The sequence below is a fragment of the Pseudoalteromonas sp. CST2 genome (assembly GCF_028599385.1).
Taxonomy (GTDB): domain Bacteria; phylum Pseudomonadota; class Gammaproteobacteria; order Enterobacterales; family Alteromonadaceae; genus Pseudoalteromonas; species Pseudoalteromonas atlantica.
Map to the genome: position 1 here is coordinate 432,340 of NZ_JAQREO010000002.1, position 16,987 is coordinate 449,326.

Below are 16,987 nucleotides of genomic sequence, written 5' to 3' on the forward strand. Positions count from 1 at the left end.
ATCAATAATATAAGCGTGTAGTTGGCTGTTTGTGATTGCCCTACACGCTCGATTTTTACTGTCGATTTTTAATTTCTTCGCTAATTTTAGCTACAAAATCATCAACATTAAATTTGCCTAGGTCTTCACCTGTGCGGGTACGTACTGCTACTTCCTGTTGTTCAACTTCTTTATCGCCAACAACGAGTAAGTAAGGAATACGCTTAAGTGTATGTTCTCGGATTTTAAAGCCAATCTTCTCATTTCTCAAGTCAGCAGCGGCTCTAATTCCAAGTTTATTTAATTTTTGTACAATTTCGTGCACGTAATCTGCTTGTTTATCGGTAATGTTCATAATTACCACTTGCTTTGGAGCAAGCCACGTTGGGAATAAACCAGCGTATTCTTCAGTTAAAATACCGATAAAGCGCTCAATTGAGCCTAAAATAGCACGGTGTATCATAACTGGAGTGCGTCGTTCGTTATTTTCTGCTACATAAGTAGCGCCTAAACGACCCGGTAATGCAAAGTCGAGTTGCACTGTACCACATTGCCACGCTCTGTCTAAACAATCGTACAAAGTAAATTCAATTTTAGGTCCGTAAAAGGCACCTTCACCTGGTAGGTAATCAAATTCAATGTCGTTTGCTTTAAGTGCATCGGCTAATGCAACCTCTGCTTTGTCCCAAATTTCATCATCGCCGATGCGTTTTTCAGGACGCGTAGAAAGCTTAACTACAATTTTGTCAAAACCGAATGTCTCATATGTATCATAAACCATCTTAATACACGCTGAAACTTCGTCCATTACTTGCTCTTCTGTACAGAACACGTGAGCATCATCTTGTGTAAAGCCACGTACACGCATTAAGCCGTGTAAAGCGCCTGATGGTTCGTTACGGTGACAACAACCAAACTCAGCCATACGCAGTGGTAAATCACGGTACGATTTTAAACCTTGGTTAAAAATTTGCACGTGACCTGGGCAGTTCATTGGTTTTATAGCGTATTCGCGTTTTTCAGACTCTGTGGTAAACATGGCGTCTGAGTATTTTTCCCAGTGACCTGATTTTTCCCACAAAGAGCGGTCCATCATCATTGGACCTTTAACTTCTTCGTAGCTGTACTCACGCAGTTTTTCACGAACAAATTCTTCAAGCTCGCGGTAAATGCTCCAACCATCGTTGTGCCAAAATACCATGCCTGGCGCTTCTTCTTGCCAGTGCCATAAATCAAGCGCTTTACCAATACGACGGTGATCGCGTTTTTCAGCCTCTTCTAAGCGTTTAAGGTACGCTTTAAGTTGCTTTTTATCGCCCCACGCTGTGCCGTAAATACGCTGTAGCATTTTGTTTTCAGAGTCGCCACGCCAGTAAGCACCAGCTACTTTCATTATTTTGAAGTTTTGGCAGAATTTCATGTTTGGTACGTGCGGACCACGACACATGTCTACGTATTCTTCGTGGTGGTATAGTCCTGGGCGATCATCTTTTGCGATGTTTTCGTCCAAAATTTCCATTTTGTATGTTTCGCCACGCGCTTCAAACGTATCGCGTGCTTCTTGCCAGCTTACATTTTTTTTCACTACGTCGTAGTTTGTTTTTGCAAGTTGCAACATACGCTTTTCAATGGCGTCTAAGTCTTCTTGAGACAAAGAGTGTTCCATATCAATATCGTAGTAAAAACCGTTATCAATAGTTGGACCAATAGCCATTTTAGCGTCTGGGAAAAGCTGCTTAACTGCGTGACCGATTAAGTGAGCACACGAGTGGCGAATAATCTCTAGGCCGTCGTCATCTTTTGCGGTGATGATCTCAAGACGCGAATCTTCGTTGATCATATCGCACGCATCAACACGCTCGCCATTAACGCGACCAGCAATGGTTGCTTTAGCAAGACCAGGACCAATGTCGTTAGCTACATCAAGAGTACTTACAGGGTTTTCAAAACTACGCTGACTGCCGTCAGGAAGAGTAATAACTGGCATTATAAATCCTTACATACAGTGGTGACACCTACAATGTATCACGTGTATTTTTAAATAAATTAAATGAGAATGACTCGACAACGCTTTTACGAATAAGCATTGACTATTTTTCGCCATAAATGACTAATGTAGATGCTGAGTCTGCTCAACTACAAAAAAGATATTGTCGCGTGATAGAGTATCAATTACAAGTTTAAAGCGCGCTCATTACTTGAAATTTTACTTAAAATTGTCATTTTTTTGTTTTTCGCTCGCTAATTTAAATTAAGCATGTGACAACTTGAGTTTACTGATTATTAAAATGCACCTACACCGCCTTGCTCTCGCAATTTATTAGATGTTGGGTATAATACCAAGCAATTAAGTTATATTAGAGAACAGCAATGAGAACATGTGGTGTAGAAATTACCGGTAGTGATGTACTACTTTGTATTTTAAGTAAAGATAACGACGTATTTGATATTCGTGATGTGCGCCAAACACGCTTTACCTTAGGTAACGGTAACGACACTGAAATAATGCGTAAATTTCAATTTGATTTTGCAAAACTAATGCAAGATTACCAAATTGATTCTGTTGCCATTCGTGAGCGCCAACCTAAAGGTAAATTTGCAGGCAGTGCAAAGGGCTTTAAAATGGAAACAGCGATTCAATTAATTGAAGAGTTAGACGTTCGCGTGTTCTCAACGACCGAAATTAAAGAGCAGCTTAAACGCAACCCTATACCTATTGCTTTTGAAGATACAGGCCTTAAAAAGTACCAAGAAAACGCTTTTGTTAATGCCTATGTATACATTATGAAAAAAACCTACCGCAGTGACGAGCTATAAGTCACACAGCGATTAAAATAAACTATAAAAAACGCCATTTAGTGGCGTTTTTTTATGCCTTTATAAAAGTTAGTTTTTATTGCCCCTCTGTAAAACGTTTCATTTAACTTTTCTTTATGCTTAGTACATTAGTCTAACCACCCTTTCTTTGTCGACAATTTGTGTTTATTTTAACTACGGCCTATATCAATTCGCTTAACTATTTTTTATTTAGCTACACAGCTATTCGTGGCTAAGCAAATGAAAACTGTCTTATCAGCACGGATTGATATAAGTAACTGACACACATTAATACGGAGAAGCATATGCACACACCATCGCGCTCGGTAAAAGAAGTAGAACAAATAAACACATTACCGCTCACAAAAAGCTATTTTAAAGGTGCGCAAAGCACGCCGCTAACTGAAAAAACGATTGGCGAGTACTTTGACTTTATTGTCGACAAACACCCTGATTCGCTCGCTGTCGTTGTTAGCCATCAAAATGTACGCTTAACGTATAAAGCATTTCAAAATGAAGTTAATCAACTCGCTATGGGGCTACTAGCAATCGGCGTTAAACCAGGAGATAGAGTAGGAATATGGTCACCTAATAACATTGAGTGGTGTTTAACCCAATTTGCGAGCGCCAAAATAGGTGCCATTATGGTGTGCATTAACCCTGCCTACAGACCAAACGAGTTAGCCTATGCTTTGAACTCGGTAGAATGCAGCACATTAATTACCGCGTCACATTTTAAAGGCAGCAATTATATAGACATGCTTAACAGCTTAGCGCCTGAACTTACCCAATGTGAACCCGGTGAGCTAAATGCACATGCCCTACCTAGCCTTAAAAATGTAATACGCATTGGCAATGAAAAAAGCCCTGGTATGTTTACGTTTGCTGATGTGATGAATTTTGCTACCCCAGCCCACAAGCTTGAATTAAATGCGATTGCAGCAAATTTAAACGCGGATCAAGACATAAATATACAGTTTACCTCTGGCACCACGGGCAACCCTAAAGGCGCTACACTCACCCATAAAAACATACTAAATAATGCGCTATTTGTTGCAGAGGCTATGCATTTTACAGCGCAAGATAAGCTGTGCATACCTGTGCCTCTGTATCATTGTTTTGCGATGGTGCTTGGCAGCCTGTTATGTGTAAGTAAAGGCGCCGCAGCTATATACCCAAGCGATGCGTTTGATGCAAAAACCACACTTGATGTTGTGCAGCAAGAGGGCTGTACCGCGCTGCATGGTGTGCCGACTATGTTTATTAGCCAACTAGAGCTGCCTAATTTTACCAATTATAACCTCAGCACTTTACGCACTGGTGTAATGGCGGGCTCAACGTGCCCTGAGCAAGTCATGCGTAAAGTCCAAACACAAATGAACATGCATCAAGTATTAATTGCGTATGGGCAAACTGAGTGCAGCCCAATCAACAATATAACCGAAACCGACTCATCAATAGAGCGCCAAGTAACAACCGTTGGCCGAGCCCTTGCTCACACTGAAGTTAAAATTATTGACGAACTGGGTAACATTCAAAAAATAGGTGTACCTGGTGAGGTATGTAGTAAGGGCGCCGGTATAATGCGCTGCTATTGGAATGACGAAGAAAAAACAAAAGCCACTATAGATGACGAAGGCTGGTTACACTCTGGTGATTTAGGGGTAATGGACAGCGAAGGGTTTGTGAGTATTGTTGGCCGCATTAAAGACATGATCATTCGAGGTGGCGAAAACATTTACCCACGCGAAATTGAAGAGGTTCTTTACACTTACCCAGGTATTCAAGATGCCGCTATATTTGGTATTAGTGATGAGAAGTACGGCGAAGAAGTGTGTGCGTGGATCCAGCCAAAAGAAGATGCAGTACTTGATGAGCAAGCAATACGTGCATTTTTAAAAGACAAACTCGCCTATTTTAAAATGCCCCGTTATATTCGCTTTGTAGAGAGTTACCCAATGACAGTAACAGGCAAACTGCAAAAGTTTAAAATGCGAGAGCAAATGCAGCAATCACTTACTGATAAGGCCTTTTCTTAACCGCAACCATTAACTACAAAAAAGCTCAGCAATTGCTGAGCTTTTAGCGTTGAATAATTTATCTACTCTGCAGGGCGATACTGCTGCTGAACACCTGTTAAAAACAAACGCAAAACCTGATCGTTACACACACGATAATGTTTATTTTCTACTTTGCGAGAAAACGCACTGAGCTCATGTTTACTTAATTCAAAGTCAACTTTTGCAAGTGTTGCTATTACATCTTCTGCTTTCATGTTTAAAGCAATACGTAGCTTCATAAAAATAATATTATTATTTAACTTAGCCTCTGGCACAGGCTGTGGGCCTTCGCGCTTGCCACGCTTAGTATTAATAAAGCCATTTAAAAACGTAGCAAACTCAGTGTCTGACATTTTAACAAACCCTTGCTCACCCTCTTTTGTTAACCATGCAACGACTTGCTCAGTGGTAACTGTAGCCTCTGCGGCGGCAAAAATACCGACCATGGCAGTATCGGTTAAATTAAAGGTATAGCGAACACGGCGTAAAATATCGTTATTTGTCAAAGTAATTTCCTGAGTAGAGAGCGAGGCTAAATTAGAGCGCCCACGTTAAATGAGCGCGCAGTTTAGCAGCTTAAGGCACGCTGCCCTATTGATATTTACACTATAAAGAGTTGTTAATTACCCAGTACCTTGGCAGGGTCGACTCGAGTTGCTTGCCACGCTGGGTAAATAGTAGCAAGTACAGCTAAAACAAAGGTAACAATAACTGTTATTCCAATATCACTGAGTACTAATTTACTGGGTAAAAACTCAATAAAATAAACACCTTCAAGCGGATTAGCTGCAAATAACTGGCTAACCCATGTAAACAGCTCACTAATGTTAAGCGCTAATATAACCCCAACTAGTGTACCAAGTAACACGCCAACAAAGGCTTGCGTTAAACCTTGCATGACAAAGGTAGCTAAAATGGTACTGTCTTTAGCACCCATAGTTTTTAGAATAGCTATGTTGCCTTGTTTTTCGCGCACTTCCATTACAAGCGACGATACAATGTTAAAACTAGCTACCGCTATAATTAAAAACACCACAATGTACACAATTGTGCGTACCATTTGAATATCTTGATACAGGCTACCTTGCGTTCTAAACCAGCTAGAGACATACACATAATCACTAATAGTTTGCCCTACTCGCAGTGCAATTTGATGCGCAGCAAACACATCATCTACGCTCAATCGTAGACCTGTCACTTGGCTGGCGTCGTAACCTAAAACTGACTGTGCTTTATTTAAGTGAATAAATGCAGCGCTACTGTCAATTGGCCCACCCATTTCTATAATGCCCGCAAGTGTTAACGTTACGCGTTTAGGGGCTAATAGAGACTTACCTTGCTCGCTAATTTTAGGAATGAGTAAAGTAATGTTATCGCCTATATTAGCGCCTAATTGCTTTACAATTTGCTTGCCTAAAATAACGTCATCCGTGCGCAGCTGACTAACCAGTGTGCCTTTGGTAAATTGATTTATGGCCGATACATTCCCTTCATAGCTAGGTTCAACGCCGCGTATTTCTACCGCTTTAAGCTGGCTTTTAAATTGCGCCATACCATTTACTGCTATAAATGGCGCAGCACCTGTAACATGAGGCTCTGCTTTAAGTTTTTCTACTTTGTTAGGCCAATCAGCAATCGGTCGGCTAGGCGCTACGTATTCAACTTGCGGTACCACACTTAATAAACGATGCACTAATTGCTGCTCAAAGCCATTAATAACCGAAAGCGCAACAATTAACACCGCCACCCCTAATAAAATACCAACGGTAGAGGCTTTGGCAATAAAGCTTACAAATGCGTTTTTTTCGTCTTTATGGCCAGAATACGCTCTAAAGCGTTCACTTAAAAATAAACTAAGCAACATGGTGCGACTCTTTAATGGCAAGTTTCCCATCATCTAAATACGCAATTTTGCCTAGTTTGTCTGCAAGCTCTAAGTCGTGAGTAACCACAACAAAACTTGTATTTAGGCTTTTATTTAGCTCATTTATTAAATCGTAAATTTTAATCGCGTTTTGCTTATCAAGGTTACCGGTAGGTTCGTCGGCTAACACTAATACGGGTTTAGTCACTAAAGCACGAGCAATAGCAACACGCTGGCGCTCTCCCCCAGACAGTGCCGAAGGTTTATGCTCACTGCGATGCGCTAGGCCTACTTTATCTAGCATTTGCAAGGCTTGCTCTTTTGCCTCTTTTGCGTTGAGCCCTTTAATTAGCAGCGGCATAGCCACGTTTTCAACCGCACTAAATTCCATTAATAAATGGTGAAACTGATAAATAAAGCCCAAGTTTTTATTTCTAAACGCCGCTTGCTCTGTTCGCGATAATTTAGCAACGTCTTGATTTTTTATTTTAGCGCTACCCGATGTAGCCGTATCAAGGGTTCCTAAAATATGCAATAAGGTACTTTTTCCTGACCCTGAGCTGCCTACTATAGCCAGCATATCCCCTTGGTTAAGAGATAAGTCCACCCCTTTTAATACTTCTACTTGGTTTTGGCCATCTTGATAAACTTTACTTAAGTTTTGACAGCTAATAACTAAATCATTCATAACGCAATACCTCTGCTGGTTTTACTTTTGCGGCTTTGCGCGCAGGATATAAAGTGGCTAAAAAGCTCATTGCAATACTGCTAAGCGCAATAATAACGAGGCTTAACACATCAAATTTTACCGGAAGCTCTACACCTGCTAGTAGGTTTAGCCCTACAGCAGCGAGTAGTTCATTAATATATAAGCTAAACAATACACCTAAAAGTGCCCCTATCGCGGTGCCAATCACCCCGTTATACAAGCCTTGCACCATAAACACTTTTTGTACTTGTGAAGGCGTTAAACCTAAGGTTTGTAATATCGCTACTTCGCCTTGCTTTTCACTCACCATCATAGTCAGTGCCGAAACAATATTAAATACAGCCACTAATACAATCAGCCCTAACAGCATAGACATAATACGTTTTTCCATGGCAACCGCGGCAAATAAAGTACCTTGGCTACTGCGCCAGTCACTTACTTGGTAATCGCGTAAAATGCGCTGGCTGTCCGTTGTAAATTGCGCTAATTCAAAAGGTTCATGTAACGACACACTTAAGTTAGGCGCGGTATTTTTGCTAAGCTTTAATACCCGCTGTAAAGATGCGCCGCTGGTAAATGCAAGGCTCATATCTATCTCTGAGCCGGTTTCGTATATTGCGGCTATTTTAAATAAACGCTGACTAGGTACGCGCCCAAGCGGCGTGTAAGTTGAGGCATTAGGCATAATTACGCGCAGCTTCTCTCCCATACCTACACCAAGCTTACGGCTTAAATAACGGCTAATAGCTATGTTGTAGCTATTATTTAAAACGTTTTGCCAATTGCCCTGCACAACTTTATCGGTAATTTTATATAGCGATCCGTTATTGCCATACAAGCCTTGCAGTAATACGCCGTGTAAATCTTTATTGGTTTGCAAGATGGCTTCGCCGTGGCGGTAAAGGCTTACGTGATCTACATAATCTGAGCGCTCTAAATCGGCTTTTAACACTGTCATTTGTTCGCTGGTGTGTTTATTGGCTTGTACTTCTACGTGAGGAATGAGCCCTAACATATTTGTTTTTAAACTGTTTTCAAAGCCATTCATTACACTGCTTACAGTGAACAAGGCCATTAGCCCTATGGCTATTCCGGCAATAGAAAAAAACGAGATAAACGATATAAACGCATTTCCTTTGGAGGAGCGGCTATATCTGAGCCCTATAAATAAGCTAACCGGTTGAAACATATTATTTAAAACATTTATGCTAAAAGTGTGCGGCTATAGTAGCACGAACTAAGATGAATTGAATATGACCATAAATGTAAGAAATAATTTATAAATCTTATACTTGGCTATATTTTAAGCGCGCTTTATTCAAGCCCAGCCACTAAATAATCAAGTAATACTCTTACGTTAGTGGCAACATACTGGCGCGGTGGGTAAATTCCCCACACGCCTTCTTGAGCTGGCTGATAAGAAGTTAATACTGGCACAAGCTCGCCCGTTCGTAGCTCATTTTCAATGTAATAATTTGGCAGCTGCACTATTCCTAAGCCTTTTTTTGCACCATCAACTAATGCCCAGCCACTATTACAGCGCAAGCGTCCTGCAATTTTAATGTGTTTATCGCGGCCGTTTTCGTTTACTCGCCAGTAACTGCTGTTACCAATTAAACATTGATGTTGGTTTAGCTCGCCTAGGGTATGAGGCTCACCTACTCGGGATAAATAATCTGGGGAGGCACACATTATAAAGCGCCTAGCACTTAAACGCCGTGCTCTGTGGCTTGAATCTTTTAAATGCCCTAACCGAATGGCTAAATCAAACCCGCCTTCGAGTAAATTTTCTTGCTCGTTAGAAAGCGTAGCAATAACTTCGACCTCAGGATGAGCGTGCATAAAATTGTGCACAATGGGCATAATAAAAGTTTCACCATACATAACTGGTGCTGTTAATTTAATTTTACCTTTAGGCGTTGTTTGCTGCGTTGCTAAACTTTGCGTGGCATCGTCCATAGCATGTTGTAATTGCTTAGTTTGATGTAAAAAGGCTTCACCTTCTTTGGTTAATACCACTTTGCGGGTGGTACGGGTGAGTAACTGGGTATTTAAACGCTGCTCCAGCGCCGTTACATGGCGACTTATATGGGCAACCGACAACCCCAGTACATTAGCCGCTGCTGTAAAACTACCCTCTTCACCCACTGCTATAAATTCGTCTATGCCATCCCAACGCGCCATTATTACCATACTGTAAAAGTGTTTTAATAAATCAGAGATTATCATTATTTGAGAAACAAATACAATAGAGCCATCACCCAAACAAATTGGGTCTACAATTGTTATTTAAAACCACTACAAAGGATAAACACATGTCTGAATTTATAAAATCAAAAGCAGCTATTGCGTGGGGTCCAAACCAACCGTTAAGCGTTGAAGAAGTTGATGTGATGATGCCTAAAAAAGGCGAAGTAATGGTAAAAATTACCGCTACTGGTGTTTGTCACACTGATGCATTTACTTTATCAGGTGAAGATCCTGAAGGTATTTTCCCAGCAATTTTAGGCCACGAAGGTGCAGGCGTTGTGTATGCAGTGGGCGAAGGCGTAACCAGTGTTGAAGTAGGCGATCACGTTATTCCACTTTACACCGCTGAATGTGGCGTATGTAAAATGTGTACTTCAGGCAAAACTAACCTGTGTTCAGCAGTGCGCGAAACACAAGGTAAAGGCCTAATGCCAGATGGCACTACACGCTTTTTTAAAGACGGCCAACCAATTTATCACTACATGGGTACGTCTACTTTTTCTGAGTACACAGTACTTCCAGAAATTTCACTCGCAAAAGTAAACAAAGAAGCATCGCTTGAAGAAATTTGTTTATTAGGCTGTGGCGTAACCACAGGTATGGGCGCGGTAACAAACACTGCAAACGTAAAACCTGGCGATACCGTGGCTATTTTTGGCTTAGGTGGCATTGGTTTATCGGCTATTATTGGTGCAAAAATGGCAGGCGCGGGTCGCATTATTGGTGTTGATATTAATACCAGCAAATTTGACCTTGCAACAAAACTTGGCGCAACAGATTTAGTAAACCCTAAAGACTTCGACAAGCCTATCCAAGAAGTGATTGTTGATATGACCGATGGCGGTGTTGATTACTCGTTTGAGTGTATTGGTAACGTTGATGTAATGCGCTCAGCACTTGAGTGTTGTCATAAAGGTTGGGGTGAGTCGGTAATTATTGGTGTAGCCGGTGCTGGCCAAGAAATTTCAACCCGTCCATTCCAACTAGTAACAGGGCGTGTATGGCGTGGTAGCGCATTTGGTGGCGTTAAAGGCCGTTCACAATTACCTGAAATAGTTGAGCGTTACATGGCTGGCGAATTTGCCCTTAACGACTTTATTACGCATACCATGAGCCTTGAAGAAATTAACGATGCGTTTGATTTAATGCACGAAGGTAAAAGTATTCGTACAGTAATTCACTACTAATACGCTATTGATAACCTATGTATTAAAAAGCCGTAATACTTAATTGTTTGCGGCTTTTAAGGATTTTTATGTTAGAAAATATCTCAAGTACAAAAGTAGCAGGTGGATGGCACAAACAGTACACCCACACTGCAACAAGTACCCATTGCACAATGCGTTTTGCGGTATTTTTACCCCCTGGCGCAAGCGAAACAAATAAAGTGCCAGTGCTTTATTGGCTATCGGGTTTAACCTGTACAGACGAAAACTTTATGCAAAAAGCCGGCGCATTTAAAAAAGCGGCTGAGCTGGGTATTGCAATTGTAGCGCCTGATACAAGCCCACGTGGTGATAATGTCCCTGATGACGATAACTACGACTTTGGCCAAGGCGCAGGCTTTTACGTAAACGCAACACAAGCACCGTTCAATACACATTTTAATATGTATGACTATGTAGTTGATGAACTACCTATGCTTATTGAGCAACACTTCCCAGTAACCAGTACTAAAGCAATTAGCGGTCACTCTATGGGCGGGCACGGCGCTTTAATGATGGCACTTAAAAACCCTAAAGCGTTTGTTAGCGCTTCGGCCTTTAGCCCTATTGTTAACCCAATTGACTGCCCATGGGGCGTGAAAGCATTTACGGGTTACTTAGGCACTGACAAAGAGCTCTGGGCTCAATACGATTCGTGCGAATTGATTAAAAAAGCGCAGCAGGCTGATTTTCTCCCTATGCTTGTTACGCAGGGCGAAGCCGATGGGTTTTTAGAGGAGCAACTTAAGCCACAAAATTTAGCGGCTGTTGCTAAAAATAAAGGCTATCCGCTTAGCATTGAAATGCAAGCTGGTTATGATCATAGTTACTTTTTTATAAGCAGCTTTATTGATCAACACTTATCATTTCATAGTCAGTTTTTAACTGCGTAATCTCATTAGTGTGTAGATCAGATTTATCTACTTCTACACACTCTTTCAATACTTTACTCACTTGCCTACACACTTGTACCGTATTGCCCTCACCTTTTACTAAATTGATCAGCAATGAATCTATTTTTAACCCTATATCGGTAAAACTAAACCCGTTTTTGTCTTTCGGTAGAGGTTCGAGTGGATTTTTATAAGGCTCAGAGCGAGCTGGGCTATTACTATATTTATTGGCGCGTGCATTTGACTGTGCCTGCCCATCAATTATAACACCAGCGACTGTGCAGCCACTTAGGTAAATAACACATAAACATAAAGTTAGCGCTCTCATGACTCATCCTGATCAAAAACATTACCTAAATTATAAACATCTTTAAAAATAGTATTGTAAAAATATGTATACCTGTTCTATATACTTAATTTTGAACGGCCTAAGCGTACAATTTAATACAGTGCATCATCATTTTATTAATAAAATAGGTTTAAGCCCTAATACTTAAATTCACTTATACACTCTTTTATAAAGCCCACCAGCTGCAAAATAAAAATAACTAAAAACGGTAAAGCGCCAATAATAGCAATGGTTCTGTTTAGTGGCTCATTATTTTGTACCAGTAATATAAAGGCACAAAGCCCAAGCGCGAGTGACCAACCATAAATACTCCATGCTTTTGCCTTTTTGCTATTTGTTAGATCACGTATTACTAATATGGCCGAATCGGCTGAGGTAACCACAAAAATAAGTAACAGTAACAAGCTTGACCAAATAAGTACGGCGCCTTGCCAGCCTAACTGCTGAAAAAATATAAATAGCCCTTGAGTATAGTCGGCTTTAATGGCATCTAAAATACCGGCATGGTAGGTTTTATCCCATGCGATAGCTGAGCCCGAAAACACACTAAACCACACAATAGTCACAAGCGTAGGTAGCAAAACTACGCCCAATATATATTGCCACACTGGCCGGCCTTGGCTAATTTTAGCTAAAAACACGCCAACAAAAGGTCCCCACGCTAACCACCAAAAATAATAATTGTAGGTCCAGCCATTTGCCCACTCGGGGTTATTAAGTTGGCTTTGTAATTGCCATGCCCCTGTAAAAATAAGCCGTAGGTAATCCCTTGTGCCCTCAATGGCAATAGCCATTATAGGCTGTATGGGCATTAACAAAAGCAGCCACAATAAAAGTAAAAAAGCTAACCAAACATTAAACTTACTCAGCGTTTGAATACCTTTTTTAAGCCCAAGCTTAGCCGATATTGTATACAGCAATACAATTAAGCTGATTATGATAAAACCAGATACAAGCGCGGACTCTATCCCTAGGTTTATTTCAATTCCCTTGCGTAGCAATAACGTAGAGTTTGCAATTGTCCCAACCACACCAAAAAAAATGGCGAACACGGCCACTAATTTAACAATAAAGGTAAGCCTGTTTTGGTATTTTATATTTATTGCGCCTTTTAATGCACTGATTACCGGTGCGCTAATATCACCACTGCAATGACTGTTTTTTGTTAAGCCACCTAACACAAGCCCAAATACTGCATAAAGAGCCCACGCATGCGCCCCCCAGTTAACCAACGTCAGCGCTAAAGCACTACTTACTTTGTCAGGGTAAAGTGTATGTTTTAAAGGAGAGTTGACTACATTCAACGCAGGCTCTGCAACTCCCCAAAAAATTAAACCCGACCCCATCCCTGCGGCAAAAAGCATAGAAAGCCAACCAAATAAGCCAAATTCAATATGGGCATTGTCACCGCCTACTTTTCGCCTACCAAGCGGGCTTATGGCAATAACGATAACTGCAAGTAATAAAAAATTTACTAATAAAAAAAACGGCGCCCCTAAAAAACTTAAAGCGTTATTTATAAGCGGTTGCAAATGATTGGTGAGTAATTGAGGCGCCAAAAATGCAATAGCACAAAGAGTAAGGCAAAGTAATAACGCTGTTTTTTCAAGCTTGGTTGTATGTAAAGGCAAGTGAAATACTGTTTATTTATGTTTAATAATAAAATAATACGCACTTTGGGTAATTAATTAAACGAATAGGCAGCGTTTATCTGTAAAAGCGTAAATTAACTATGTAAATGTTACCAATTAATTAATGAATGCATCTCACATTTAGATTTAACACATTGAATTTATATAATAAAATAAGCTGGCCTATAGGTTGCTATTAGTTTACACCTTTAACCAATAGAGACCATTATGGAAATTGATTTACAGTGGAACGAAATCATCGATAATTTAGTACACCTTGGCATTGCCTACATACTCGCCCTGCCTATGGCTTACGACAGGGAGCGAAGCCACCATGGTGCAGGGTTAAGGACTTTTCCGCTTGTGGCAGTTGCCTCATGTGGCTATGCGGTAATTGCTATGTCAGTGCTAGAAGGTGCAGAAGCGCAATCTAAAATGCTACAAGGGATTATTACCGGCATAGGCTTTATTGGCGGTGGTGCAATTTTAAAAAATAATAAATCTACATCGGGTACCGCAACAGCAGCAAGCATATGGAATATGGGTTTAATTGGTATAGCGGTTGCCTACAGCCGTTACGAAATTGCTATTTTATTAGCTATCATTAATTTTATAACACTGAGGTACATTAAAAAGTTTAAGTAATGCTAAGGTGTACCATTATGTAATTACTAAAAAGAAGATAAATTGTGAGTAACTACTGCAACCTAAATTAATGTAATAAATCAAGGCGCTTAAAAGCGCTCAAGCTCGCATGACGATACTATATAACATATAATATCGCCAAATTTATACAACGTATTTGAGCTTAATGATGTCGTCTCACTCTACAGCCCCTCGGTTGCATCATATTGATTTATTGCGTGGCATTATCATTATATTTATGGTGATTGACCATGGTATGTATTATTGTCTTAATTACTCAGTAACCGATCCTATGACGGTTCCGGGTACCAGCCCTGTTACTTTTTTCACCCGCTTTATTTCGCACTTTTGTGCCCCTTTATTTGTTTTTTTAGCAGGCCTTTCAGCAGCTGTTACCGAGCATAAATACGCTTCAACTAAGGTATTTTCTTACAATTTAATTGTCCGTGGGTTGGTGCTAATCATTTTTGAATTTACCATTGTTTCCTGGTCATGGAGCTTTAACCCCGCTTTTCCAATGTTATACGCACAGGTCATTTGGGCGATAGGCTGGGGATTTGTCATATTAGGCTTATTACGTTTATTAGGCATTTACGGCGTACTAATAAGTGCTTTATTGTTGGTGTTTGGCCATAACCTATTTGATGGCGTAAGCTTTGAGCCAAATACGTTTACACATACACTTTGGTCTATTGCACATCAAAAAAATGTACTGGAATTACCTTTGGGCATAAAAATGAGAACAACTTATCCAGTCGCGCCCATTGTAGGTTTAGTGGCTTTAGCCTACTGCGCGGGGGTATATTATAAAAAACACCAGTACAAAGCTCAGGTGATGAATTATGCAGCTATATTAGGTGCAAGCTGCCTTGCTTTATACACTGTGCTGCGCGGTTTTAATTTATACGGCGACACTTCAGTATTTACTATTCATACCAATACTATTAATACTGTTATGTCGTTTTTAAACCCGACTAAATACCCACTGTCATTACAATTTATGTTGCTAACCGTAGGCCTTGGTCTAATTGCGCTTAAACTTTTAAGCCATGTTAAAGCCGACTTTTCTCGCAACTTTTTACAAGTGCTTGGTAAAACCAGTATGTTCTCATACCTTGCACATTTGTATTTATTGCACGCTGTCGCTTGGTTGCTTATCCCTGTTTTAGGGCTTAGTTTTAGCGATATGACTTACGGCGACACATTAGTAGGCCTTCCACCGGGTTACGGTATGAGTTATGGCGCAACTTTGTTATTTATAGCTGTGGTTATAGGCTTAACCACTTTACTTGCAAAACGCTATTTAGGCTGGAAGCGCAATAATAAGCACACCCTAATTGCTAAATATATATAACAAAAACCCCACATAATAATGTGGGGTTTTTATTTAAGTGTTTATTACCAATAATAATACTTTTTATAAAAAGCTTTCACCAGTTTGTTTTAAAGTAACCGTTTGCGCCTGTGCACTTTTAATTAATAGCCCACAACGAATATCATTTTTTGAAATTAATATTTTATCAATCTCGTTGGTATTATAATCAACGACTTTGTTTTCACAGCGAAGTTGTACTTTAGATAACGGTTTACTCGCACTAAGTTCAACCGTACCTTTAGAAAGTAAAGGTAAAACCGCTTTTTCAGACTCAAGCGTTATTTGCTGATTTATAGCGCCAGAATTTTTATAAATGTCATTCACTTGTGCAAGTAATTGCGCTCTATTTTCCTCGCTAAACGTTATTGATTCAATATCGCCTAATGCATCAATTGCATCGTAAGCACGTACGTAGTCTTGTTTTGAAATAAACCATTGTAAGGCATTTTTAATAACGCGTTTTTTTATTTGATCCGGTAAGTTATCTCTAAACAAAAAGGCTTCATAAATAGACTTATCAAAGCTTTTCCAATCTTGCACAAAGTAGCTATGTTGGCTTTTAAGCCAAGCCAGTAAAACTATTTCGACTGTGTTTTTAGTGTGTTCGTTTTCAAGCTCAGTAATATACGTTTTAGCTTCATCGTACTTTTTATCATCAATAAGCTGGCTGGCTTTCTCATAATCGTCAAAAAACGCCGGGGATGCCTGATCGTTAGAAAAACTAGCATGTACATTTTGCGAGCTTACCGTAATAGTTTTCGCCGTAGGCACGGCACTGCCATTTATCTGTGCACTTTTATAATTAAGCTTAGAAACATAATCGAGAACTTCTCGTTGATATTTTTTTTGACCAAGCGAAGCCACAATTTCGATATCACTCACCTGGCCGTTTTCATCAACCACGTAGCTACTTAAATTAATCCCTTCTAACCTCGATGCACGCGGCGAGGTATTAGTAAGCTGGTCGTAATTTTTATTAATAATTTCAGCAGCTACAAAATCATCTGCTGATACTGATAAGTGAGTAAAGGTTGAAGCGAGAGAAAGTGCTAGTAAAAGTTTTTTCATCGATATATCCATCCTAGATTATGTTTCTATTATAAAAACAAAGGTACTCCATAAATGCAAGTTAATCCATAAAAAACACGTCATTTTTTAATCAACTTTATACCAATCCGCTTCATTAAGTGAGCTATTATGAGGCTGGAAA

Annotated in this window: 15 protein-coding genes; 6 read left to right on the forward strand and 9 right to left on the reverse strand. The window is 40.0% G+C overall.

Annotated features, from left to right (window positions below; translation table 11 throughout):
• Nucleotides 1-55: 55 nt before the first annotated feature.
• Nucleotides 56-1,966, reverse strand: a complete 1,911-nt coding sequence (gene thrS / locus PSH41_RS04645; protein WP_004587838.1) for a threonine--tRNA ligase — start codon at nucleotides 1,964-1,966, stop codon at nucleotides 56-58.
• A 383-nt stretch (nucleotides 1,967-2,349) separates the two neighbouring features.
• Between thrS and PSH41_RS04650 the strand changes: the two genes are divergently transcribed.
• Both PSH41_RS04650 and PSH41_RS04655 read left to right on the forward strand, forming a co-directional pair.
• Complete coding sequence (locus PSH41_RS04650) at nucleotides 2,350-2,796, forward strand: DUF3010 family protein (RefSeq protein ID WP_004587837.1); 447 nt, start codon at nucleotides 2,350-2,352, stop codon at nucleotides 2,794-2,796.
• 305 nt (nucleotides 2,797-3,101) lie between these two features.
• The gene (locus tag PSH41_RS04655; protein ID WP_273588189.1) at nucleotides 3,102-4,835 is read left to right on the forward strand and encodes an AMP-binding protein; all 1,734 of its coding nucleotides are present in this window, start codon (nucleotides 3,102-3,104) and stop codon (nucleotides 4,833-4,835) included.
• Nucleotides 4,836-4,897: 62 nt separating this feature from the next.
• Here the strand turns inward: PSH41_RS04655 and PSH41_RS04660 are convergent, their stop codons facing one another.
• The 5 genes from PSH41_RS04660 to PSH41_RS04680 all read right to left on the reverse strand — a co-directional run bounded on the left by PSH41_RS04660 (nucleotide 4,898) and on the right by PSH41_RS04680 (nucleotide 9,613).
• On the reverse strand, nucleotides 4,898-5,362 hold the full coding sequence (locus PSH41_RS04660) for a DUF1456 family protein (RefSeq protein ID WP_055253445.1): 465 nt from the start codon (nucleotides 5,360-5,362) through the stop codon (nucleotides 4,898-4,900).
• Nucleotides 5,363-5,475: 113 nt separating this feature from the next.
• Complete coding sequence (locus tag PSH41_RS04665; protein WP_024034069.1) at nucleotides 5,476-6,720, reverse strand: lipoprotein-releasing ABC transporter permease subunit; 1,245 nt, start codon at nucleotides 6,718-6,720, stop codon at nucleotides 5,476-5,478.
• The gene (gene lolD / locus PSH41_RS04670; RefSeq protein WP_096739670.1) at nucleotides 6,710-7,408 is read right to left on the reverse strand and encodes a lipoprotein-releasing ABC transporter ATP-binding protein LolD; all 699 of its coding nucleotides are present in this window, start codon (nucleotides 7,406-7,408) and stop codon (nucleotides 6,710-6,712) included. The genes PSH41_RS04665 and lolD overlap by 11 nt, the downstream gene beginning before the upstream one ends.
• A complete protein-coding gene (locus PSH41_RS04675) occupies nucleotides 7,401-8,618 on the reverse strand; it encodes a lipoprotein-releasing ABC transporter permease subunit (protein WP_273588188.1) in 1,218 nt (405 codons plus the stop codon). The genes lolD and PSH41_RS04675 overlap by 8 nt, the downstream gene beginning before the upstream one ends.
• Nucleotides 8,619-8,743: 125 nt before the next feature.
• The gene (locus PSH41_RS04680) at nucleotides 8,744-9,613 is read right to left on the reverse strand and encodes a LysR family transcriptional regulator (RefSeq protein ID WP_171036143.1); all 870 of its coding nucleotides are present in this window, start codon (nucleotides 9,611-9,613) and stop codon (nucleotides 8,744-8,746) included.
• A gap of 131 nt (nucleotides 9,614-9,744) precedes the next feature.
• Here PSH41_RS04680 and PSH41_RS04685 point away from each other — a divergent pair, with 131 nt between their 5' ends.
• Nucleotides 9,745-10,866, forward strand: a complete 1,122-nt coding sequence (locus tag PSH41_RS04685; RefSeq protein WP_004587830.1) for an S-(hydroxymethyl)glutathione dehydrogenase/class III alcohol dehydrogenase — start codon at nucleotides 9,745-9,747, stop codon at nucleotides 10,864-10,866.
• 68 nt (nucleotides 10,867-10,934) lie between these two features.
• A complete protein-coding gene (gene fghA, locus PSH41_RS04690; RefSeq protein ID WP_273588187.1) occupies nucleotides 10,935-11,777 on the forward strand; it encodes an S-formylglutathione hydrolase in 843 nt (280 codons plus the stop codon).
• Here fghA and PSH41_RS04695 read toward each other — a convergent pair.
• Together PSH41_RS04695 and PSH41_RS04700 are read right to left on the reverse strand one after the other, a co-directional pair.
• Nucleotides 11,731-12,105: a hypothetical protein gene (locus tag PSH41_RS04695; RefSeq protein WP_273588186.1), complete on the reverse strand. Its 375-nt coding sequence runs from the start codon at nucleotides 12,103-12,105 to the stop codon at nucleotides 11,731-11,733. The two genes, fghA and PSH41_RS04695, sit on opposite strands and share 47 nt — an antisense overlap.
• 158 nt (nucleotides 12,106-12,263) lie before the next feature.
• Entirely contained in the window at nucleotides 12,264-13,757 is a 1,494-nt protein-coding gene (locus PSH41_RS04700) for a BCCT family transporter (RefSeq protein ID WP_273588185.1), read from the reverse strand.
• A 228-nt stretch (nucleotides 13,758-13,985) separates the two neighbouring features.
• On the opposite strand from PSH41_RS04700, the gene PSH41_RS04705 reads away from it, so the two are divergent.
• Together PSH41_RS04705 and PSH41_RS04710 are read left to right on the forward strand one after the other, a co-directional pair.
• Nucleotides 13,986-14,402, forward strand: coding sequence for an MgtC/SapB family protein (locus PSH41_RS04705; RefSeq protein WP_004587826.1), 417 nt, complete (start codon nucleotides 13,986-13,988; stop codon nucleotides 14,400-14,402).
• A gap of 169 nt (nucleotides 14,403-14,571) precedes the next feature.
• A complete protein-coding gene (locus PSH41_RS04710) occupies nucleotides 14,572-15,756 on the forward strand; it encodes a DUF1624 domain-containing protein (RefSeq protein WP_273588393.1) in 1,185 nt (394 codons plus the stop codon).
• Between the two features lie 63 nt (nucleotides 15,757-15,819).
• On the opposite strand, the gene PSH41_RS04715 is transcribed toward PSH41_RS04710, so the two are convergent.
• Nucleotides 15,820-16,845 (reverse strand): energy transducer TonB, encoded by a 1,026-nt coding sequence (locus tag PSH41_RS04715; protein ID WP_064385484.1) that lies wholly within the window; start codon nucleotides 16,843-16,845, stop codon nucleotides 15,820-15,822.
• Nucleotides 16,846-16,987 lie beyond the last annotated feature (142 nt).